The sequence below is a fragment of the Acidovorax bellezanensis genome, from assembly GCF_025421555.1.
Taxonomy (GTDB): Bacteria; Pseudomonadota; Gammaproteobacteria; order Burkholderiales; family Burkholderiaceae_C; genus Comamonas; species Comamonas bellezanensis.
In genome coordinates, this window is the sequence record NZ_JAODYH010000003.1 from 60,653 (window position 1) to 82,908 (window position 22,256).

Genomic DNA, 22,256 nt, shown 5'->3' on the forward strand with positions numbered 1-22,256 from the left:
ATGTCTCCTTGCTAGGGCGCGCCAGTTGCATGGACTTGTGACCTGTGGCGCCAGCGAAACCGCTGCAGGCACGTGCGCTGCGTCGGATAATTGCGGAACACCGCCAAGCGATTTCAGAGCCCTGCGCGGCGGGGCCTCTCTTGTCGGGGAGCGTTCACGTCCATGACCACTTACACCACCCTGATTTCTCCCGCGCAACTCGTTGCCCTGCAGGCCAGTGGCCATGCCGCAGGCGGCCATGCCGCGGGCGGCAAGCCCTGCATGGTGTTCGATTGCAGCTTCGACCTGGGCAAGCCCAGCGTCGGCCGCCAGTTGTATGAGCAGGTCCATATTCCGGGCGCGGTCTTCGCCGACCTGGATCAAGACCTGAGCGCCAAGCACGGCATGCCCAGCAGCGACGGATCGGTCGCCGTATCGCAGGCCGACCAGCCCGCTTCCGGCGGGCGCCACCCGCTGCCCAGCCGCGAGCGCTTCGCGGTGTGGCTGTCCAGCATCGGCTTTGCCAACAACATGCAGGCCGTCGTCTATGACCGCAACGGCGCCAATTTCTGCGGCCGGCTGTGGTGGATGCTCAAGTGGGCCGGCCACGATGCCGTGGCCGTGCTCGATGGCGGCCTGCAAGCCTGGCAGGCCGCAGGCCAGCCCGTCGCCCAGGGCGCGGAAGCCAGCCATTTCCAGACCAGCTTTGCTTTGCATCCGCCACTGCGTCGCCTGGTCACGGCCGCCGAAGTGCTGGCCGGGCTGAACTCCCCGGACCAGACGCTGATAGACGCACGCGCACCGGCCCGCTACCGCGGTGAAGTCGAGCCGCTGGACCCCGTGGCCGGCCACATTCCAGGGGCGCTCAATCGTCCGTTCAGCGAGAACCTCGGCGCCGATGGCCGTTTCAAGCCGCGCGAGCTGCTGCGTGCCGAGTTCCAGCAGCTGCTGGGCGAGCGTCCGGCCGACAGCGTGGTCCACCAGTGCGGCAGCGGCGTCAGCGCCTTGCCCAATCTGCTGGCCATGGAAGTCGCGGGCCTGGGCCCGACGGCGCTGTTTGCGGGCAGCTGGAGCGAATGGTGCGCGGACGCCACGCGGCCCGTGGCGCGCGGCTGATATGCCCTTATCCGCGGGGGCCGTTGTTGCGCACAAGCAGCAACCACCACGCCCCCTGCGGAAAAAAAAAGCGCTGACACCAAATTCCCGGGCCCCGAAATCGGCGGACCAAGGGTTGTTACCCATGCGCAGGCAGCAGGCCGCCTACTGGAGCGCAATATCCAATCTTCGACAGTTCATGTAGGAATTTATCCTACAAGCCCCCTGGCCGAACCAGACAAACGGCAGCTCCCTCACCTGACTTAAATTTTGATTGGGCCTGTTTAACAATCCAATTCAACAGATCGCGACACCAGACACCTCCGGTTTTTGTGCTCTGTGTTGCCCTGATGGACTTGAAAAGGATTACCCCATGACGAACGAACAATTGCTTGCTGAGATCCGTGAAGCCAACCTCACTTACCTGATGTTGGCCCAGACCCTGATTCGCAAGGACAAGGCCGAGGCTGTGTTCCGTCTGGGTCTGAACGAAGAGGCAGCGGACATCCTGACCGCCCTGTCTTCGGCACAAGTCCTCAAGCTGGCATCGCGCAGCACCCTACTGTGCAGCTTCCGCGTCGACGACGAACTGGTCTGGAGCCTGCTGACCAACCACTCGTCCAACAAGATCGCCAACGACGCCACCAACACGCTGCACGCCAACATCCTGATGGCCAGCCGCGTCTCGGAAGTGCTGTAAGCCGCGCTCGCCGCTGCCTGCACCGTCCCCGCCTCTTATTCCGCGAAAGCCCTGCCCCATGTCCGTCACCACCAAAAGCGTTCTCAACGAATCCAAGCAGATTGAACGCGCTGCCATGCTCATCGAAATGGGCGCGCGCATGCAAGTGCTGGAGTCGGAAACCACGCTGTCCTACGAACGCCTGATCCGCCTGTACAAGGAGATCGCTGGCAAGTCGCCATCCAAAGGACAGCTGCCGTTTTCGACCGACTGGTTTCTGACCTGGCAGGAAAACATCCACAGCTCGCTGTTCCTCAACATCTACGAATACCTGTCCAAGGGCGTGAGCCTGGACACGGCCGAACAGTTGACCAAGGCCTATCGCCTGTACGCCGAGCAGATCGAGACCGCCGGGCTGGACCCGCTGCTGTCCTTCACCCGCGCCTGGCGCCTGGTGAAGTTCGTCGACGCCAACATGCTCACACGCACGCCCTGCTCCACCTGCAAGGGCCAATTCGTGACCGAACCCTACGAGAACGCACGCCACTACCAATGCGGCCTGTGCAACCCGCCCGCACGCGCCGGCAAGAGCAAGAGCGCCGGCGCGCTGATGCTGCACTGAGCGTTTCGCCCGCTGTCCTCAAAGCCCCGATGTTCGGGGCTTTTTGCATTCTTCAGCCCGACTGCAGCTGCGCGCAGGCCGCGCGCAAAGGCGCGAGTTGCTGGCAGACCAGCACCAGCGGCGTGAGTACCGGCATCAGCGGATCCGTGGGCGCATCGCCGCACTGCTCCAGCGCCTGCGCCAGTTCCGCGCTGCGCCCGTCTTCCGCGGGCAGCGGCTGGCGCGTCTTCAAGGCCTGGGCCATCTGCTCCAGGCGGTCGGCGGCATGGCGCGCCGCTTCGACGGCCAAGGGGTGGCTCTCGCTCTGGAACAACTGTTCGCGGTGGGCGCCCAGCGCCGAAAGGTAGTTGAGCAAGGTGTGGGACAGCAGCAGCAACTGCATGCCCACGCGCGCATGACGGCGCACGGCGCGCGGCTCGAGCAGCAATTGCGCCAGGGCCGTGGACAGGGCCGCGTCCGCGTTGTGGGCGTTGCGGCGCGCCAGCCGGTAGTCGAGGTCATCGTCCTTGCCGGTCGCGTACTGCGACATGATTTCGCGCAGGTAGGCCGCATGCGCCGCAATCGCCTGCGCCACCAGCAGGTGCAGGCGCCGGCCTTGCCAGTCGGGCAGCACCAGCAGCATGGCCGCCGTGGCGATGGCCGCGCCGAGCAGGGTATCGATCAGCCGCGGCCAGATCAGCGCATAGGCGTCGCCCGTGGTCTGGTGAAAGCTCAGCAGCACCAGCAAGGTGATGGCTGCCGTGGCCGTGACATAGCGCTGGGTGCGGGTGACGAAAAACATCACGCCCGCGGCCACGACGATCAGCGACTGCAACGCCAGGCCGGGAAACAGCCGCAGCAGCGCCCAGCCCGCGACCAGTCCGATGACGGTGCCCAGAATGCGCTGGGAGACGCGCGCCAGCGTCGCGCCATAGGTCGGCAGGCAGACGAACAAGGTGGTCATCACGATCCAGTAGCCATGCTCTGGATCGGTGAACTGCATGGCGGCAAAGCCCGCGGCCAGCGCCAGCGACAGCCGCAGCGCATGGCGCAGCAACGGCGCGCTCGGATGCAGCTGGGCGCGGATGCGGGCCCAGGCTTCGGTCAGCGAACGCGGCCGGCGGTTGAACAAGCTGGAATCGGCCAGCTGGCTGCCGCCCGTAGGGTGCGTGGCCGCGGCCAGTTGCGCGTCCAGCGTGGCCAGGTTGCGCACCAGGGCGCGCAGAGAACGCAGCGGCCGCTGCCATGCGGGCTGCTGCTGCGCCTCAAGGTAGTCGATGGCCGCGCGCAGGTCTTCCATCGCCCGCGCGCCTTCGGCATCCGGCGCAAAAGGCACACGCTGGCGCAGCGCCTCGGCCAGCTGGCTGCAGGCCGCGCCCTGCAGACTCAGCACCCGCTGGCAGCGGTACAGCACGTCACTGTGGAACAGCAGCTGCGCCCATTCGTTGTAGCGGTAGTGGGAGGAGCTGGCCCGCTCGTGGATGTCCTGGGCGATGAAGTACAGGTTCATGTGGCGCAGCATCTCGCCGCTGACCTGCTGGCGCGGCTGCGGCCCGAGGCGGCTGAACAGGCTTTCCTTGACCTGGTTCAGGCAGGCCACGACCTGGCCATTGGTCTGGGCCAGGGCCATGCGCCGCCGCTCCAGGTCCACCGCCCGCACCGGCTCGAACAGGCTGGCCTTGAGCCGCAGGTAGGCACCGAGCTGTGCATACAGCTGGGCCAGGTTCTGCCGCACCGGCGCATGGGGAAACAGCGCGCACCAGCCCACGGACAACAATCCGTACCAGGCCGCGCCCGCGACCAGCAGCGCCGGCACGGGCCAGGCGCCAGGCCGCGCGTGCGCTGCGGCCGCGCCCGGCGCCATGCTGATCGCGGTGTACAAGGCCAGGATCACGGCCGCCGAAGCAATCGCCCGGTAGCGCTCGCCCATGGCGCCGAGCAGGGTGAACGCAAAAGTGAACAGCAGCAAGGCCGCCGCAAAACCCAGCGGCCAGGGCTGCAGCGCCTCGACGGAAAAGGCCACCAGCGCAAAACACGCCAGCGTGGCGGCCAGGGCCCGGCAGCGACCGCGCCAGCTGTCGTCGGTCTCGGCCAGCGCGCTGGCGATGATGCCCAGGAACAGCGGCATCACCTGGGGCAGGCGGTCCAGCCACCAGCAAAGCGCCATGGCCCCGCCCAGCGCGATGCACACCCGCAGGCCATAGGCCCAGCTCCCCTGCGCCAGCGTGCGCTTCAACCAGATTCCGACGTCAGTGGCCACTATTCTTCTCTTTCATTCACACACACCCAGCCCATGCAAATGGCGTGCCCGGCTGGGGGGCAGCGAGAAAACGGCGCCAACCGCTGGGGCCGCACTGGCACCACCCACAGCCCGCGCAACTGGCGCGCCCCAGCAAGGGGCAGCGAGGAAGGGCCGCCCCGCACCGAGGCTGCCGTCCCCCTCCACCGAAGGTTGAGAGGGGGAAGACGCGAAGCGGCTCAGGGGGTGTCATCCAGTATTCCGCAATCCCGCCGCGATGCCGTTGATCGAGATATGGATGCCGGTCTGCACCCGCTCGTCTCCCTGGCCCGCACGCCAGCGCCGCACCAGCTCCACCTGCAGGTGGTGCAGCGGATCGATGTAGGGGAAACGGTGACGGATGGAGCGCGCCAGCGCGGAGTTGTGTGCCAGGCGCTGCTTGTCGCCGGTGATGTGGGTCAGCGCTTCGGCCGTGCGGTGCCATTCGGCCTCGATGGCCTCGAAGATGCGCCGGCGCACGCGGGTGTCGCTGACCAGTTCGCTGTAGCGCGAGGCCAGCGCCAGATCGCTCTTGGCCAGCACCATGTCCATGTTCGACAGCAGGGTGCGAAAGAACGGCCACTGGCGGTACATGCGCTGCAGCAACGCCATCTGCGCCTTGGCGTCCTTGCCTGGCTGCTGCAGGAAGTCCTGCACCGCCGCGCCAAAGCCATACCAGCCCGGCAAGGTCAGTCGGCACTGGCCCCAGCTGAAGCCCCAGGGAATGGCGCGCAGGTCTTCGATCTTCTGCGAAGGCTTGCGCGACGCGGGGCGCGAGCCGATGTTGAGTTCGGCGATTTCGCGGATCGGCGTGCTGCCGAAGAAATAGGAGGTGAAGCCCGGAGTCTCGTAGACCAGCGAGCGGTAGGCCGTCATGCTGGCCTGCGACAGCTGTGCCGCGGCCGCGAGGAAAGCCGGCGTCGCCGACTTGGTGGGCTGCAGCAGCGTGGCTTCGAGCGTCGCCGCGACCAGGGTTTCGAGGTTGCGCCGGCCGATGTCGGGGTTCGCGTACTTCGAGGCGATGACTTCGCCCTGCTCGGTCAGGCGGATCTGGCCGCGCACCGTGCCCGGAGGCTGGGCCAGGATGGCCTGGTAGCTAGGACCGCCGCCGCGCCCCACGGTACCGCCACGGCCATGGAACATGCGCAGCCGTATGCCATGGGTCGCGGCCAGCTCGTCGAACAACTCGACCAGGGCGATTTCCGCGCGGTACAGTTCCCAGTTGCTGGTGAAGATGCCGCCGTCCTTGTTGCTGTCGCTGTAACCCAGCATGATGTCCTGCTCGCCGCCCGAGCGCTGCACCTGGGCCGCCACGCCGGGCAGTTGGTAGTAGGCACGCATGATGGGCGCGGCGTTGCGCAGGTCTTCTATGGTCTCGAACAGCGGCACGACGATCAGGTCCGAGCGCCCGTCATTGTCCAGCGTGCCCTGCATCAGGCCGACTTCCTTTTGCAGCAGCAGCGCTTCGAGCAGGTCGCTGACGGTTTCCGTGTGGCTGATGATGTAGTGGCGTATCGCCTGGTCGCCATAGGCCGCGCGCATGCGCCGCGCGGTTTCGAAGATCGCCAGCTCGCTGCAGGTGTGCGCCGAATACTGCACGCCCATCACGCGCAGCGGGCGCGCGTCTTCGAGCAGGCGCACCAGCAATGCCTGCTTGGCGTGTTCTTCCAGGCCGCAGTAGTCGGGCTCCAGCCGGGCCGTGGCCAGCAGCTCGGCGACCACGGTCTCATGCTGGTCGGAGCTCTGGCGCAGATCCACCGTCGCCAGGTGAAAACCGAACACCTGCACCGCGCGGATCAGCGGATGCAGGCGCTGCGCGGCCAGCGGCCCGCCATGGTGGCTGCGCAGCGACTGGTCGATCACCCGCAGGTCGGCCAGGAACTCCTCGGCGCAGGTGTAGCCGTTTTGCGGCGCCACCGCGTGGCGCGCCGCGTCCCCGCCGGTCAGCGTCTTGAGGCTCGCAGCCAGGCGCGCGTAGATGCCGGTGAGCGCGCGGCGGTAAGGCTCGTCGCGGCGGTGCTCGCTGGTGTCGGGCGAACTCTCGGCCAGGGCCTGCATCTCGGGCGTCAGCTGCACCAGGTGCGCCGACAGCGACAGCTCGCCGCCCAGGTAATGCACTTCGGTCAGGTAATGGCGCAAGGCCACATCGGCCTGGCGGCGCAGCGCCAGTTGCAAGGTGTCGGCCGTGACGTTCGGGTTGCCGTCGCGGTCGCCGCCAATCCACTGGCCCATGCGCAGGAAGTTGGCCACGGGCAGATCGCCCAGCTCCTGCTCCAGCTCCGCGTAGAGCTTGGGAATCTCGCGCAGGAAAGTCGCTTCGTAATAGGTCAGCGCGTTCTCGATCTCATCGGCCACCGTCAGCTTGGTATAGCGCAGCAGGCGCGTTTGCCACAGTTGGGACACGCGTGCGCGCAGTTGGGCCTCGTTGTCGGCCAGGGCGCGCGGCGTGAGCGCGTCCTTGGCGCTGTTGTAGAGCTGGGCGCGGTCGCTGATGTCGTCGCGCGCCGCCAGCAGCTGGGCGATGTCGCGCTCGGCCGACAGAATGCTGTGGCGCTGCACTTCCGTGGGGTGGGCGGTGAGCACCGGCGACAGATAGCTTTTGGCCAGGGTCTCGGAGATCACGCTGGGCGCAATACCGGCCCAGCGCAGGCGCGCCAGCGCCACGCCTATGCTGCCTTCCTGGGTATTGCCCGCGCGCTCGTGCAAGGTGCGGCGACGGATATGGTGACGGTCTTCGGCCAGATTGGCCAGATGGCTGAAATAGGTGAAGGCGCGGATCACGCTCACGGTCTGGTCGCCGCTGAGGCTCTTGAGCAGCTTCTTGAGCTGCTTGTCGGCATCGTGGTCGGCATCGCGCCGGAACGCCACCGACAGCTGGCGCACCTGCTCCACCAGCTCATAGGCGGCGACGCCATCCTGCTCGCGAATCACGTCACCCAGGATACGGCCCAGCAGGCGAATATCCTGAATCAACGGCCAGTCTTTGTCAGTCTTGCGACCGGCCTTGGTGGTTGAAAGCTCGTTACTCTTGCGCGAAGGGTGGGTCATGGAGATATTTCCTGGGGCGGATCTATTGCAGCGCAGCATGCTAGCATTCCCCGTTGCCTTGAGGCCACTGCCATGAACACCGCTACACCCCCCAATTCTCCCCTTGTGATCGCAACGCGCGAAAGCCGCCTGGCCATATGGCAGGCCGAGCATGTGCAAGCCCGGCTGCAAAGCCTGGGCCACACGGTGACGTTGCTGGGCATGACCACCAAGGGCGACCAGATTCTCGACCGCTCGCTGTCCAAGGTTGGCGGCAAGGGCTTGTTCGTCAAGGAACTGGAAGTCGCTCTGGAAGAAGGCCGCGCCGACATCGCCGTGCATTCGCTCAAGGACGTTCCCATGGAACTGCCCGAAGGCTTTGTGCTGGCCTGCGTGATGGAGCGCGAAGATCCGCGCGATGCCTTTGTCTCGCCCAACTACGCCAGCCTTGACGACCTGCCCCTGGGCGCCACGGTCGGCACGTCCAGCCTGCGCCGCCAGGTGCTGCTGCAGGCCTTGCGCCCCGACCTGAAGATCGCGCCGCTGCGCGGCAACCTCGACACCCGTTTGCGCAAGCTCGACGACGGCCAGTACGACGCCATCGTGCTCGCCGCGGCCGGCCTCAAGCGCCTGGGTCTGGGCGAGCGCATCCGCACCGCCTTCGCCACCGACGACATGCTGCCCGCCGCCGGTCAAGGCGCCTTGGGCATCGAAGTGCGCGCCGACCGCGCCGACCTGATCGCCGCCCTGGCCCCGCTGGCCCACCAGCCCACCTGGCTGGGCGTGGCCGCCGAACGTGCGGTCAGCCGCAGCATGGGCGGCAGCTGCTCCATGCCTCTGGCCGCCCACGGCGTCTGGCACGGCGACCAGTTGCACCTGCAGGCCGCCTGGGGCGACCTCGACGGCCAACTGGCCCTGGTGCAGGTGGACGACAACGCCACCGTCACCACCCTGGCCCAGGCCGAAGCGCTGGGCGAATCCGTCGCGGCCCAGCTGCGCGCCAGCGGCGCACGGTCGGTTCCCAACACTTGAGCCGCGTGCCCAAGGCCATGCGCCCGGTCCGCGTCCTCGTCACCCGCCCCGCGGCCGACGCCCAGCTATGGGTTGAGCAGCTGCAGGCCCACGGCCTTGCCGCCACCGCCCTGCCGCTGATCGATATCGGCAGTTGCGAACCCGCGCCCGCCGCGCTGCAGCAGGCGCGCGCCCACAGCACCACGCCCGGCCACTACCGCGCGCTGATGTTTGTCAGCGGCAATGCCGTGCAGTACTTTTTCGCCGACCAGGCGGATGGCTCGGCGCGCATCGCGCCGCCCGCGCGGGCCTGGTCGCCCGGCCCGGGAACGGCCAAGGCCTTGCTGGCCGCGGGCATCCCGCTGGAGCAGATCGACGGCCCGCCCGCCGATGCTGCGCAATTCGACTCCGAAGCGCTTTGGCCCCAGGTGCGCGCGCAAATCCAGCCCGGCGACCGCGTGCTGCTGGTGCGCGGCAGCCAGGCCGGCGCCACGGCATCGGGTACGGCTGGCCAAGGCCGCGAGTGGCTGGCCGATCAGCTGCGCCAGGCCGGCGCCCAGGTCGACTTCATCGCCGTCTACCAACGCCGCGCGCCCCAGCTCACGCCCACGGCCCAGGCACTGGCACTGGCCTCGGCCAGCGACGGCGCGCTGTGGCTGTTCAGCAGCTCCGAGGCCGTTGTCAATTTGCAACAGGCCCTGCCCGGCACCGATTGGCGCCAGGCACGCGCCCTCGCCACTCACCCGCGCATCGCCGCGGCCGCGCGCAATGCAGGCTTTGGACTTGTAGTGGAATGCCGACCTTCGCTCAATGACGTGGTGGCCTCGATAGAATCAGCGCATGAGCTCTGACGCCGTCCACGACCAGTCTTCCCCTGCGCCCCATTCGGCCCAGGCCTTTGCCGCACCTACAACCGCGGCAGCCGTCGCTGCGACCCGCACGTCTTCCCCCGTCGTCCTGTACCTGGTCGGCGCCGTAGCCGTCGTGGCCCTGGTTGGCAGCGGCATGCTGTGGCAGCGGCTGAGCAGCATCCAGGAGCAGCTCGCGCGCCAGAGCGCCGACTCGGGCACCCAGGCGATCGAAGCGCGCACCATGGCGCGCGACGCCCAGGACGTGGCCCGCGACAGCGCGGCGCGCATCTCGGTGATGGAAGCCCGCGTGGGCGAAGTCGCGCTGCAGCGCACCCAGCTCGAAGAATTGATCCAGGGCATGTCGCGCACCCGCGACGAGACCCTGGTGGTGGACATTGACGCCGCCATCCGCATGGCCCAGCAGCAAGCCCTGCTGACCGGCAGCCCCGAACCCCTGGTGGCCGCCCTGCGCAGCGCCGCCCAACGCATAGAACGCACGGCCCAGCCCCGGCTCACGCCCGTGCAGCACGCCATAGAACGCGATCTGGAAGGCCTGTCGCGCCTGGCCGTGACCGATACCGCCGGCCTGCTGACCCGGCTCGACGACTTGCTGCGCAGTGTCGACGACCTGCGCCTGCTCAACGCCGTCGCCACGCCCGGCGCCTGGAAAAACAACCGCGCCAGCGCCGCACCGCAGCCGTCGCCGGAACCCGACGCAGCCCTGTCGCCCACCGATTGGGCCTGGTGGCAGGCCTGGGGCGCGCGCGGCTGGGACGTGGTGCGTGAAGAAGCCTACGATCTGGTGCGGGTCAGCCGCATTGACCAGCCCGAAGCCGTGCTGCTGTCGCCCGACCAGGGCTTTTTCCTGCGCGAAAACCTCAAGCTCACGCTGCTCAACGCGCGCCTGGGCGTGCTGGCGCGCCAGTTCGACGCGGCGCGCGCCGACCTCACCACCGCGAGCAACGCGATAGGCAAGTACTTTGACCCGGCCTCGCGCCGCACCCAGCAGGCGCAGGCCCAGCTGCTGCAGATCCAATCCCATTTGAAGAACAACGAGCCGCCCTCCCTGGATGAGACCCTGGCGGCGCTGGCCACCGCGGCCGCCGGACGCTAGTCCCGTACGACGAGGAAACATCCATGCGCGCTGCACTGTGGTTCATCGGCCTGTTTGGCATCGCTGTGGCGGTGGCATTGTTCGTAGGCAACAACCAGGGATCGGTCACCCTGTTCTGGCCCCCTTACCGTATCGACCTGTCGCTCAACATGGTGCTGCTGCTGCTGGTGGCGTCATTTGTGCTGTGGTACGCGGCCCTGCGCGGCCTGGCCGTGCTGCTGCAGCTGCCGCGCCAGGCACGCCGCTGGCGCGAGCAGCAAAAAGAGCGCGCCATGCACCATGCCCTGCTCGACGCGCTGTCCCACCTGCAGGCCGGGCGCTTTCTGCGCGCCCGCAAATCGGCGCTGGCCGCACTGGCGCTGGAAGAATCCCTGACCGCCATGTCGGCCACCGTGCCCCACGGCCGGCAGCTGCGCGCCACCGCCCACCTGGTGGCCGCCGAAGGCTCGCATGCGCTGCAAGACCAGGCCCAGCGCGAAGTCCATCTGGCCCAGGTGCTCGAATGCGCGCCGCTCAACGGCACGGCCGTCGAGCAGGAAACCCGTGAAGGCGCGCAAATGCGTTCCGCGCGCTGGGCGCTGGACGACCGCGACGCCTCTTTGGCCCTGGAACGCCTGGCCACCCTGCCCCAGGGCGCGGCCCGGCGCACGCTGGCCCTGCGCATCAAGCTCAAGGCCGCGCGCCTGGCGCGCCATACCGAACATGCGCTGGAAACCGCGCGCATGCTGGCAAAGCACCGCGCGTTTTCGCCAGCCGCCTCGGCCAGCATCGTGCGCGGGCTGGTTCTGGAACTGATCCACGACACACGCGACACGGCCCGGCTGCAGCAGCTGTGGCTGGAGCTCGACCCGGCGGAACGCGCCATGCCCGAAATCGCCATCCCCGCAGCGCGCCGCCTGATCAGCCTGGGCGGCGAAGTCGCGCAGGCACGCGCCTGGCTGCTGCCCGTGTGGGAGCACGCCACGGCCCGCATGGATGCCTTGAGCGACAGCCAGATGCAAACCCTGGTCCTGGCGCTGCAGGAGTGCCTCGACGGCCTGGACAGCCAGTGGCTGGCCCGCATCGAAGCCGCCTGCCGCGACAACCCGCGCGAGCCCCGGCTGCAATACCTGGCCGGCATGGCCTGCGTGCAGCGCCAGCTCTGGGGCAAGGCCCAGCAATTGCTGAACCAGTGCGCGCCGCAGCTGAGCCCCGGCCCCCTGCGCGCCCAGGCCTGGCAGCAACTGGCCCGCATGGCAGAACACCGCAACGACAGCGAAGCCGCGGCCGCGGCCTGGAAGCAAGCGGCGGTGGCCCTCACCCCCTGAGCCGCTGACGCCGGATGGCCGGCCTCCGCCCCCCTCTCAGCGGCAGAGGGGGAGACGGCACGATGCTAAGTTCATTTTTTTTGAATTCAGACATCAATCTCACTGAACTCTTTTCAGGTCCGCGCTTCATACACTGGGAATCAGCCTGCCATCCGGCCCCGCCCTTCTCCCAGTTATGCCATCCACCTCTTCTTTCGCTGCGCAATCCGCCGCTCCCACCCGCTACACCGGTACCGCCAAGCTGCTGCACTGGATCCTGGCCCTGGCCCTGATCGCCGCCATCGGCATGGGCCTGTACATGGTCAGCCTGTCGTTCTCGCCGCTGCGTCTCAAGCTCTACAACTGGCACAAGTGGCTGGGCGTCTCGATTTTGCTGCTGAGCCTGCTGCGCCTGGGCTGGCGCCTGAGCCACCGCCCGCCGGCGCTGCCCGCAAGCATGCAAGCCGCCATGCCCGCCTGGCAGCAGACGGCCCACCACGCCACGCATGTGGCGCTGTATGCGCTGTTCTTTGCCGTGCCGCTGCTGGGCTGGGCCTACAGCTCGGCCGCGGGCTTTCCCATCGTTTTCCTGGGCCTGGTGCCGCTGCCCGACTGGGTGCCGGCCAGCGAATCCCTGGCGGAACTGCTCAAGCCCCTGCACCAGTGGAGCGCCTACGCCTTGGCCGCGCTGATTGTTTTGCACATTGCCGCGGCCCTGAAGCACCATTTCATCGACCGTGACGGCCTGATGCAGCGCATGCTGCCCGGCCAGCGCGGTTGAGCGCCCCAACAGCTTTGCCTTTTCTTGTTTTTTTGAATGTCGGGAGTTTCTTCATGACTTTGCGTTTCCTGGTTTCCTCCATTGCACTGGCCGGTGCCGTCCTGGCTCCCGCCGCCTGGGCCCAGCAACAACTGGTGCCGGCCCAAAGCTCGGTGGGCTTCACCATCAAGCAGATGGGCGTACCGCTGCAAGGCCAGTTCAAGCAGTTTTCCGCCCAGGTGCAGTTCGACACGGCCAAGCCCGAAGCCAGCAAGATCCAGTTCACCGTCGCCACCGGCAGCGCCACCATGGGCGCCAAGGAAACCGACGCTGAAATGCCCAAGGCCCCCTGGTTCAACGTGGCCAGCTTCCCCCAGGCCACTTTTGCCTCCACCGCCGTCAAGCCATTGGGCGGCGGAAAATATCAGGTTCAGGGCAAGCTGAGCATCAAGGGCCAGTCGCAAGACGTGAGCCTGCCCGTGACGCTGACGCAAAACGGCGCCACCACCATCGCTGCCGGCACCCTGCCGATCAAGCGCCTGGCCTTCAAGATCGGCGAAGGCGACTGGAGCGACACCTCCATGGTCGCCGACGACGTGCAAGTCCAGTTCAAGCTCGCACTGAGCGGCGTCGGCAAGCTCTGATTTTTTCTCTTTCTCTGCCTTTTTCTTTACCGGAGTTCTTTCGCATGCGCACCACGCTTTTCGCTATCGCCGCCGCCAGCCTGCTGGCCACCGCTGCCCAGGCCGCCCCCGCGACCTACGCCATCGATCCCACGCACACTTTCGCGACGTTCGAAATCGACCACATGGGCGCGACCACCAACCGCGTGCGCTTCGACAAGAAGCAAGGCACCGTGGAATTCGACCGCGCAGGCAAGACCGGCAAGGTCGAAGTGGTGCTGGACATGACTTCGGTGAACTCGGGCACGGCCGGCTTTGACAAGCACCTGCAAAGCGCCGACCTCTTCAACGTGGCCCAATTCCCCACGGCCAAGTTCGTGTCGGACAAGTTCGTGTTCGACGGCGACAAGCTCAAGGAAGTCACCGGTCAGCTGACCCTGCTGGACAAGGCCCAGGCTGTGACCCTCAAGGCCAACAAGTTCAACTGCTACCCCAGCCCCATGCTGCAAAAGCGTGAAGTCTGCGGCGGCGACTTCGAGACCACCATCGACCGCACGGCCTTCGGCGTGAACTACGGCGTGGACTGGGGCTTCTCCAAGCAGGTGCGCCTGGTGCTGCAGATCGAAGCCGTGAAGCAGTAATTCACCCCGGGGGCCTGACCCCGACCGAGGCCGGTACTTCGCAAGAGGTACCGGCCTTTTTTATTGCGCAACGCGAGCACCCGACACCGATCTGGATATTTAAAAATTACGTTTAGGTGAATTCATTTAAAATGGATAAAACTTTTTCAAGGAGACACCATGGCCGTCCATCCTTCCCTGTCCGCGCTGCCGCCTGCCGCCCCCATCCAGCAGCTGCACCATTTCGCCTACAAGGCACGTGACGCCGAAGAAACGCGCCACTTCTATGAAGACATCCTGGGCCTGCCGCTGTACCACATCATCCAGAGCGACTACGTGCCCAGCACGGGCGAGTACTGCCCTTACACCCACTTCTTCTTTCGCCTGCAGGATGGCTCCTTCATCGCCTTCTTCGATCTGGGCGACGACGTCGCGGCCGAGCCTTCGCCCAATACGCCGGCCTGGGTCAACCACATTGCCTTTCGCGTCAACACCGTCGAAGAACTGGAGAACGCCAAGATCCGCCTGCAGGCCCACGGCGTCGAAGTGCTGGGCGTAACCGACCACCACATCTTCAAGAGCATCTACTTCTTCGACCCCAACGGCATCCGCCTGGAGCTGTCGGCCCAGCTCGCCGACGCGGTGCAAATGGCCAAGGAGAGCACCACGGCCCACGCGCGCCTGGCCGAATGGACCGCGCGCAAGCAGCAATGGCGCCAGGAGCGCGCGGCCGGCAAGACCGCCGAACCACTCAAGCCGCAGAGCAACGACAGACCCGAATTCACACCGGGCAGCAGCGCAGCCTGACCCCCCGCGCGGACCGGTTTGTGCCGGGTATTCGACATGCCGCACCCGCAGTCCGACGGGGTCGGTAAAATCAGTGCCAATCCGTCATCTATTAACCCTGTGGACGGCATCCTCTTAAGGGTGCCGTTTGCGTTGGCACCCCCTCCATGAGCGAATCCATTGCACAGCCGGGCCTCGACAGCCTCTCCAAATCCTTTGAACCTGCGGCCCTTGAAGCCCATTGGGGGCCCGAGTGGGAAAAGCGCGGTTATGGCGCGGGCGGCGTGCGCGGCACGGGCAAGCCCGATGCCAGCCAGCCTTCGTTCTCCATCCAGCTGCCGCCACCCAATGTGACCGGCACGCTGCACATGGGCCATGCGTTCAACCAGACCATCATGGATGCCCTCACGCGCTACCACCGCATGAAGGGCTTCAACACCACCTGGGTGCCGGGCACCGACCATGCGGGCATCGCCACGCAAATCGTGGTCGAGCGCCAGTTGCAGGAGCAAGGCATCAGCCGCCACGACATGGGCGCCACGCCCTTCGAGGCGCGCAAGAACTTCGTCAGCAAGGTCTGGGAGTGGAAAGAGCAGTCGGGCAACACCATCACCACGCAGATGCGCCGCATGGGCGACAGCGTGGACTGGGAGCGCGAGTACTTCACCATGGACCCCAAGCTGTCCAGCGTGGTCAACGAGACTTTCGTGCGCCTCTATGAGCAAGGCCTGATCTACCGTGGCAAGCGCCTGGTGAACTGGGATCCCAAGCTGCAGTCGGCCGTGTCCGACCTGGAAGTGGAAAGCGAAGAAAAAGACGGCTGGATGTGGCACATCGCCTATCCGCTGAGCGACGGCTCGGGCCAGCTGGTGGTGGCCACCACCCGCCCTGAAACCATGCTCGGCGACGTGGCCGTGATGGTCCACCCCGAAGACGAGCGTTACGCCCACCTGATCGGCAAGACCGTGACGCTGCCCCTGGTCGGCCGCGAGATCCCTATCATTGCCGACAGCTATGTCGACAAGGAATTCGGCACCGGCGTGGTCAAGGTCACGCCCGCGCACGACACCAACGATTACCAGGTCGGCCAGCGCCACAAGCTGCCGATGATCGTGGTGCTGACGCTGCAAGCCACCGTCAACGACGAAGCGCCGGAAAAATACCGCGGCATGGACCGCTTCGTGGCCCGCAAGGCCATTGTTGCCGACCTCGATGCCGCCGGCCTGCTGGTCGACACCAAGAAGCACAAGCTGATGGTGCCGATCTGCACGCGTACCGGCCAGGTGGTCGAGCCCATGCTCACCGACCAGTGGTTCATCGCCATGAGCAAGGTCGGCGAAGGCGACCCCACGGGCCAGTCCATCACCGACAAGGCGATCAAAGCCGTGGCTTCGGGCGAAGTCAAGTTCGTGCCCGAAAACTGGGTCAACACCTACAACCAGTGGATGAACAACATCCAGGACTGGTGCATCTCGCGCCAGCTGTGGTGGGGCCACCAGATCCCGGCCTGGTATGACGAGGACGGCAACATCATCGTCGCCCGCGACGAAGCCGAAGCCCAGGCCAAGGCCCCGGGCAAGACGCTGCGCCGCGACGAAGACGTGCTCGACACCTGGTACTCCGCGGCCCTGGTGCCGTTCAGCACCATGGGCTGGCCCAACCAGACCGACGCCGCCGACGACGACTTCAACCTCTACCTGCCCTCCTCGGTGCTGGTGACCGGCTACGACATCATTTTCTTCTGGGTTGCCCGGATGATCATGATGACCAAGCACTTCACCGGCCGCGTGCCGTTCAAGCATGTCTATATGCACGGCCTGGTGCGCGACTCCCAGGGCAAGAAGATGTCCAAGTCCGAAGGCAACGTGCTCGATCCGGTCGACCTGATCGACGGCATCGCGCTTGACGCCCTGCTGGACAAGCGCACGGTCGGCCTGCGCCGCCCCGAGACCGCCCCCCAGGTGCGCAAGAACACGCAAAAGGAATTCCCCGAAGGCATTCCGGCCTACGGCGCCGATGCGCTGCGCTTCACCTTTGCCGCGCTGGCCTCGCTGGGCCGTGCTATCAACTTCGATAGCAAGCGCTGCGAAGGCTACCGCAACTTCTGCAACAAGCTCTGGAACGCCAGCCGCTTCGTGCTGATGAACTGCGAAGGCCAGGACTGCGGCCTGCAAGCCCACACCAAGGAGCAATGCCAGAGCGGCGGCGCCATGGAAGGCTACATGGAGTTCAGCCAGTGCGACCGCTGGATCACGTCGGCGCTGCAGAAGGTCGAAGCCGACATCGCCAAGGGCTTTGCCGAATTCCGCCTCGACAACGTGGCCCATGTCCTCTACGAATTCGTCTGGAACGAGTTCTGCGACTGGTACCTGGAAATCGCCAAGACGCAGATCCAGCAGGGCAATGCGGCCCAGCAGCGCGCCACGCGCCGCACGCTGATCCGCACGCTTGAAGCCATCCTGCGCCTGGCCCACCCCATCATCCCGTTCGTCACCGAAGAACTGTGGCAGAAGGTGGCCCCCGTCGCCGGCCTGCCCGGCGAGTCGGTGAGCATTGCGCGCTACCCCGAAGCCCAGCCCGAGAAGATCGACGAGGCCGCGATCGCCCATGTGGCGCGCATCAAGTCCATGGTCGATGCCTGCCGCACGCTGCGCGGCGAGATGAGCGTGTCGCCCGCCCAGCGCGTGCCGCTGTTCGCCGTGGCCGGCAATGCCGAGGAAAGCGCCTTCCTGCGCACCGTGGCGCCCGTGCTGCAGGCCCTGGCCAAGCTCAGCGAAGTCAAGGTGTTTGACGACGACGCCGAATGGGCTGCCGCCGCCCAGGCCGCGCCCGTGGCCGTGGTCGGTGACATCCGCCTGTGCCTGTTCATCGAAATCGACGTGGCCGCCGAAAAGATCCGCCTGGCCAAGGAAGCCGCACGCGTGGAAGGCGAGATTGCCCGCGCCAACGTGAAGCTGGGCAACGAAGCTTTCGTCGCCAAGGCGCCTCCCGCCGTGATCGAACAGGAGAAAAAGCGCGTCGCCGAATTCGGCGCCACGCTGGCCCGCCTGCGCGACCAACTCGCCCGTCTGGGCTGATGCCCTGACCTCCGGTGGCAGCGCCTGGCGCTGCCGCCGGTGGCGCTTCACCGCTCTACAGAGGAAGAACATGCCCCCCATCACCACCGCTGTGCGCAAGGCCGTGTTTCCTGTCGCCGGCCTGGGCACGCGCTTCTTGCCGGCCACCAAGGCATCGCCCAAGGAAATGCTGCCCGTGGTCGACAAGCCGCTGATCCAGTACGCCGTGGAAGAAGCCTATGCCGCCGGCATACGCCACATGATTTTCGTCACCGGCCGCAGCAAGCGCGCCATCGAAGACCATTTCGACACTGCCTACGAGCTCGAGAATGAGCTCGAATCGGCTGGCAAGCAGGAAATGCTGGAACTGGTGCGCTCCATCCTGCCGGACGACATGCACTGCGCCTTTGTGCGCCAGAACCGCTCGCTGGGCCTGGGCCATGCCGTGCTGTGCGCCGAAGCGCTGGTCGGCGACGAGCCGTTTGCGGTGATTCTCGCGGACGACCTCATGGTCGGCCCCGAAGGCGGCAAGCCCGTGCTGGCCCAGATGACCGAAGCCTTCAAGAAACAGGGCCGCTCATTGCTGGCCGTGCAGGAAGTGCCGCTGGACCAGGTCAAGCGCTACGGCATCGTCGCGGGCGAACCCGCGGGCGGCGCCTTGATGCGCATCGACCGCATCGTGGAAAAGCCGGCCCCGGCAGACGCGCCTTCGCGCATGGGCGTGGCCGGGCGCTATGTGCTCACGCCAGGCATCTTCCGCGAGATCCGCAACCAGCCCAAGGGCGTGGGCGGAGAAATCCAGCTCACCGACGCCATCGAGCGCCTGATGGAACACGAAGCCGTCTACGCCTTCCAGTACCAGGGCAAGCGCTACGATTGCGGCAGCAAGGAAGGCTTTCTGCAGGCCACGGTCGAACTGGCCCTGCAGCACCCACAGGTGGGCGACGAGTTCCGCGCGTATTTGAAGTCGCTGACGCTCTGACCCCCTGAGCGGCTGCGCCGCTTCCCCCTCTCATCCTTCGGTGGAGGGGGGCGCCCGGCCAGGGACGACACCATCGCTGCGGGGCGGCCCTTGCTCGGTGTCCCTGGCCTGGGACACGCCAGTTTCATAGGCTGCGGGTGATGCAAACTGATTGGCAGCAGCCCGCCGCCCGCGCTCAGCGCCGGCGCAGCACGTGGATGAAATCGCTGCCCAGCGTCTGCTGCTCGACCAGCTCGTTGCCGGTCTGCTTGGCAAAGGCCTGAAAGTCACGCAGCGAGCCGGTGTCGGTGGACACCACCTTGAGCAACTGGCCGCTGGCCATCTCCGCCAGGGCTTTCTTGGCCTTGAGGATGGGCAACGGGCAATTGAGCCCCCGGGTGTCGATTTCTTTGTGAATATCCATGGGTCTTCCTGAAGCAATCAATACATTTTAGGCTGCCTGCTGGCTCTCGCCGCGGCGCCAGAAATCGATCACTTCCGGCTCATGGCCCTGGCTGCGCAGCCAGGTCGCCAGCGCCATCCCCGTGCCTGCGGGCCAGCATTGCACCTTCTCGGGCGCGATCAGGCGGTACTCGAGCAATTCGGGCGACAGCTGCACCTGCCCCGTGGCGTGCACATGGTAGGCAATGATGACCTGGTTCATGCGCAGGAACTCATAGGCGCCGATCAACTGGTGCGACTGCACCACCAACCCGGTCTCTTCGAGCACTTCGCGCGCAATGCCCTGCTCGGGCGACTCGCCGGCCTCCATAAAGCCGGTGATCAGACCGAACACTTTCTCGGGCCAGGCGGCGTTGCGCGCCAGCAGCACCCGGCCTTCGTACTCGACGATGGCCGCGAGCACCGGCGTGGGGTTGTTCCAGTGCGTGAAGCCGCAGGCCGGGCAGCGCAGACGCGACACCTCGCCGCCGTCTTCAGCCACCATCAACCACTGCAACGGCGTCGCGCAGTGGCTGCAAAAACGGGTTTCGTAGTGCATGCAAACCATTCCCAAAAGACGAAAAAAGGCGCGCACGCGCTGCGAAAACCGCAGCGGGGCTGGTTCAAGCCGGGAACACGCCGGTGGACAGGTAGCGGTCGCCGCGATCGCAGACCACAAACACGATGGTCGCATTTTTTTCGCGCTGCGCAATCTCCTGCGCGACCCAGCAGGCCCCGGCGGCCGAGATGCCTGCAAAAATGCCTTCCTCGCGCGCCATGCGGCGGCACATTTCCTCGGCATCGTCCTGGCTCACGTAGACCAGCTCATCGACCAGCGACGCGTCGTAGATCTTGGGCAGGTATTCCTCGGGCCACTTGCGGATGCCGGGAATGCGCGAGCCTTCATTGGGCTGGGCGCCGATGATGCGGATCGCGGGGTTCTTTTCCTTGAGGTACTTGGCCACGCCGGTGATCGTGCCCGTCGTGCCCATGGCGCTGACAAAGTGGGTGATCTCGCCGCCGGTCTGCTCCCACAGCTCGGGGCCCGTGGTCTCATAGTGGGAGCGCGGGTTGTCGGGATTCGCAAACTGATCGAGCACCCGGCCCTTGCCCTGGGCAACCATCTGGTCGGCCAGGTCGCGCGCGTATTCCATGCCGCCGCTCTTGGGCGTGAGCACCAGCTCGGCGCCATAGGCCTTCATGGTCTGCGCACGCTCGATGGACAAATCCTCGGGCATCACCAGCACCATGCGGTAGCCCTTGATGGCCGCCGCCATGGCCAGCGCAATGCCGGTATTGCCGGAAGTCGCCTCGATCAGCGTGTCGCCGGGCTTGATCTCGCCGCGCTCTTCGGCACGCCGGATCATGGACACCGCAGGCCGGTCCTTGACCGAGCCGGCCGGGTTGTTGCCTTCCAGCTTGCCCAGCACCACGTTGCCGCGTACCTGGTTCTCTTGGGCCCCAATACGTTGCAGCGCAACCAGGGGCGTCTGGCCAATTGCGTCTTCGATGGTCAAATACGTTTTCATAGAGCTCAAATGTGCCATAATTCGGCACTGCGCAAATTACAGCCCGGGTGGTGAAATTGGTAGACGCAGGGGACTCAAAATCCCCCACCGAAAGGTGTGCCGGTTCGATTCCGGCCCCGGGCACCATCTTATAGTCTCAAGCAGACTCTAGACGGATCAAACCCGCTACATCTCATAGGTGTAGCGGGTTTTTCTTTGCCTCATCGCATCTCACTGGCTACCATGACATACCGTCAAAAAGACGGTACTTCTGACGGTATGCCCCAGATACCGCCACTCGACATACCGTCAGCGGGGGATGCATGGCACTCACAGATACTTTCACCAAGAACACGAAGCACACCGGCAAGTCGTCAGGCGACAAGCACACAGACGGTGGCGGCATGTATTTGCTGATCAACCCAAGTGGCAAGTACTGGCGCATGGACTACCGCTTTGCCGACAAGCGCAAAACGCTGGCGCTGGGCGTATACCCCGAGGTCTCCCTGGCCAAAGCCCGCCAACGACGTGAGAAGGCGCGCGAGCAGCTGGCAGACGGGATAGACCCCAGCATCGCCAAGCGTGAGGAAAAACAAGCCAAAGCGGACGCTGCGGCACACACGTTTGCACTTGTCGCGCGCGACTGGCTGACCAAGACGGCCGCCGAGCGTGCACCCACCACACAGAACAAAATCACCTCCTGGCTGGAAAAGGACGTGATCCCCTTCATTGGCGCCATGCCCATGTCGGCCATCGGGCCGCGTGACGTACTGACCGCGTTGCGGAAGATGGAAGCACGCGGCGCTCTGGACAGCGTTCACCGGGTCAAGCAGGTGACTGGGCAGGTGTTCCGCTATGCCGTGGCCATTGGCGCAGCAGAGCGTGACATCACCCAAGACCTCAAGGGTTCTCTGGCCAAAGCCGCTCCAAGCCACTTTGCAGCCATCACCGAACCAAAGCTGTTGGGCGACTTGTTGCGCTCCATATTCGCCTACAGCGGCCACCCCAACGTCGTCACAGCGCTGCGACTGACGCCCCTGGTGTTTGTGAGGCCCGGCGAGCTGCGCACCATGGAATGGGCCGAGATAGACCTGGAAACAGCCGAGTGGCGCATCCCTGGCGCCAAGATGAAGATGAAGACAGATCACATCGTGCCGCTGTCTACCCAGGCGCTGGCGCTGCTGCAAGACATACACCCAGCCACCGGACATGGCAAGTTTGTTTTCCCCAGCCTGCGCACCGGCGAACGCCCCATGAGCGAGAACACCATCAATGCGGCCCTGCGCAGTATGGGCTACGCCAAAGAGGTGCACAGCGCCCACGGCTTTCGGGCCACGGCGCGCACCATCATGGATGAGGTACTGGGCGAGCGGGTTGACTTGATCGAGCACCAACTGGCGCACGCGGTCAAAGACGTGAACGGGCGGGCCTACAACCGCACAGCACACCTACCTGCACGGCGGGAAATGATGCAGCGCTGGGCGGACTACCTGGACAAGCTGCGCGTGGGTGCAGATGTGATCCATCTCAAAATTGCGTAGGCACAGTAGACAGTTTTTGAGCCATCCCGAGCTATCGAC

The 22,256-nt window shown here is 65.8% G+C and carries 19 protein-coding genes and 1 tRNA gene; 15 read left to right on the forward strand and 5 right to left on the reverse strand.

The features are described from left to right. The first annotated feature begins 162 nt into the window (after positions 1 to 162). The 3 genes from N0K08_RS03885 (at position 163) to flhC (ending at position 2,375) form a co-directional block, all read left to right on the forward strand. Positions 163 to 1,095, forward strand: coding sequence for a sulfurtransferase (locus N0K08_RS03885; protein WP_261498721.1), 933 nt, complete (start codon positions 163 to 165; stop codon positions 1,093 to 1,095). Between the two features lie 352 nt (positions 1,096 to 1,447). Continuing rightward, on the forward strand, positions 1,448 to 1,774 hold the full coding sequence (flhD, locus tag N0K08_RS03890; RefSeq protein ID WP_261498722.1) for a flagellar transcriptional regulator FlhD: 327 nt from the start codon (positions 1,448 to 1,450) through the stop codon (positions 1,772 to 1,774). Between the two features lie 58 nt (positions 1,775 to 1,832). Further along, positions 1,833 to 2,375 (forward strand): flagellar transcriptional regulator FlhC, encoded by a 543-nt coding sequence (flhC, locus tag N0K08_RS03895; RefSeq protein ID WP_261498724.1) that lies wholly within the window; start codon positions 1,833 to 1,835, stop codon positions 2,373 to 2,375. A 52-nt stretch (positions 2,376 to 2,427) separates the two neighbouring features. Here the strand turns inward: flhC and yccS are convergent, their stop codons facing one another. Together yccS and ppc are read right to left on the reverse strand one after the other, a co-directional pair. Next, positions 2,428 to 4,614, reverse strand: a complete 2,187-nt coding sequence (gene yccS, locus N0K08_RS03900) for a YccS family putative transporter (protein ID WP_261498725.1) — start codon at positions 4,612 to 4,614, stop codon at positions 2,428 to 2,430. A 228-nt stretch (positions 4,615 to 4,842) separates the two neighbouring features. Beyond that, a complete protein-coding gene (gene ppc, locus N0K08_RS03905) occupies positions 4,843 to 7,680 on the reverse strand; it encodes a phosphoenolpyruvate carboxylase (RefSeq protein WP_261498726.1) in 2,838 nt (945 codons plus the stop codon). A 72-nt stretch (positions 7,681 to 7,752) separates the two neighbouring features. On the opposite strand from ppc, the gene hemC reads away from it, so the two are divergent. The 10 genes from hemC (at position 7,753) to galU (ending at position 18,748) form a co-directional block, all read left to right on the forward strand. Then, the gene (gene hemC / locus N0K08_RS03910; protein WP_261498727.1) at positions 7,753 to 8,691 is read left to right on the forward strand and encodes a hydroxymethylbilane synthase; all 939 of its coding nucleotides are present in this window, start codon (positions 7,753 to 7,755) and stop codon (positions 8,689 to 8,691) included. Between the two features lie 17 nt (positions 8,692 to 8,708). Beyond that, positions 8,709 to 9,521 (forward strand): uroporphyrinogen-III synthase, encoded by an 813-nt coding sequence (locus N0K08_RS03915; protein WP_261499637.1) that lies wholly within the window; start codon positions 8,709 to 8,711, stop codon positions 9,519 to 9,521. Continuing rightward, positions 9,511 to 10,635 (forward strand): uroporphyrinogen-III C-methyltransferase, encoded by a 1,125-nt coding sequence (locus N0K08_RS03920; RefSeq protein WP_261498728.1) that lies wholly within the window; start codon positions 9,511 to 9,513, stop codon positions 10,633 to 10,635. Before N0K08_RS03915 ends, N0K08_RS03920 begins: the two co-directional genes overlap by 11 nt. A 23-nt stretch (positions 10,636 to 10,658) precedes the next feature. Continuing rightward, a complete protein-coding gene (locus tag N0K08_RS03925; RefSeq protein WP_261498729.1) occupies positions 10,659 to 11,942 on the forward strand; it encodes a heme biosynthesis HemY N-terminal domain-containing protein in 1,284 nt (427 codons plus the stop codon). 175 nt (positions 11,943 to 12,117) lie between these two features. Next, complete coding sequence (locus N0K08_RS03930) at positions 12,118 to 12,702, forward strand: cytochrome b (RefSeq protein WP_261498730.1); 585 nt, start codon at positions 12,118 to 12,120, stop codon at positions 12,700 to 12,702. A 53-nt stretch (positions 12,703 to 12,755) separates the two neighbouring features. Next, a complete protein-coding gene (locus tag N0K08_RS03935; RefSeq protein ID WP_261498731.1) occupies positions 12,756 to 13,325 on the forward strand; it encodes a YceI family protein in 570 nt (189 codons plus the stop codon). 44 nt (positions 13,326 to 13,369) lie between these two features. Continuing rightward, positions 13,370 to 13,945 carry a YceI family protein gene (locus tag N0K08_RS03940; RefSeq protein WP_261498732.1) on the forward strand — a complete coding sequence of 192 codons (576 nt, stop codon included), beginning with the start codon at positions 13,370 to 13,372 and terminating at the stop codon, positions 13,943 to 13,945. Between the two features lie 159 nt (positions 13,946 to 14,104). Further along, positions 14,105 to 14,731, forward strand: coding sequence for a VOC family protein (locus N0K08_RS03945; RefSeq protein ID WP_261498733.1), 627 nt, complete (start codon positions 14,105 to 14,107; stop codon positions 14,729 to 14,731). A 146-nt stretch (positions 14,732 to 14,877) separates the two neighbouring features. Then, positions 14,878 to 17,787 (forward strand): valine--tRNA ligase, encoded by a 2,910-nt coding sequence (locus tag N0K08_RS03950; protein ID WP_261498734.1) that lies wholly within the window; start codon positions 14,878 to 14,880, stop codon positions 17,785 to 17,787. A gap of 70 nt (positions 17,788 to 17,857) precedes the next feature. Next, positions 17,858 to 18,748: a UTP--glucose-1-phosphate uridylyltransferase GalU gene (gene galU / locus N0K08_RS03955; protein ID WP_261498736.1), complete on the forward strand. Its 891-nt coding sequence runs from the start codon at positions 17,858 to 17,860 to the stop codon at positions 18,746 to 18,748. Positions 18,749 to 18,923: 175 nt separating this feature from the next. Here the strand turns inward: galU and N0K08_RS03960 are convergent, their stop codons facing one another. From N0K08_RS03960 to cysM, 3 genes are all read right to left on the reverse strand, one after another. Next, complete coding sequence (locus tag N0K08_RS03960) at positions 18,924 to 19,151, reverse strand: sulfurtransferase TusA family protein (RefSeq protein WP_261498737.1); 228 nt, start codon at positions 19,149 to 19,151, stop codon at positions 18,924 to 18,926. Positions 19,152 to 19,178: 27 nt separating this feature from the next. Further along, positions 19,179 to 19,727 (reverse strand): NUDIX hydrolase, encoded by a 549-nt coding sequence (locus N0K08_RS03965; RefSeq protein ID WP_261498738.1) that lies wholly within the window; start codon positions 19,725 to 19,727, stop codon positions 19,179 to 19,181. A gap of 64 nt (positions 19,728 to 19,791) precedes the next feature. After that, complete coding sequence (gene cysM / locus N0K08_RS03970; protein ID WP_261498739.1) at positions 19,792 to 20,697, reverse strand: cysteine synthase CysM; 906 nt, start codon at positions 20,695 to 20,697, stop codon at positions 19,792 to 19,794. 41 nt (positions 20,698 to 20,738) lie between these two features. On the opposite strand from cysM, the gene N0K08_RS03975 reads away from it, so the two are divergent. After that, positions 20,739 to 20,823, forward strand: a tRNA-Leu gene (locus N0K08_RS03975). A 176-nt stretch (positions 20,824 to 20,999) separates the two neighbouring features. Then, on the forward strand, positions 21,000 to 22,217 hold the full coding sequence (locus tag N0K08_RS03980; protein WP_261498741.1) for a tyrosine-type recombinase/integrase: 1,218 nt from the start codon (positions 21,000 to 21,002) through the stop codon (positions 22,215 to 22,217). Positions 22,218 to 22,256 lie beyond the last annotated feature (39 nt).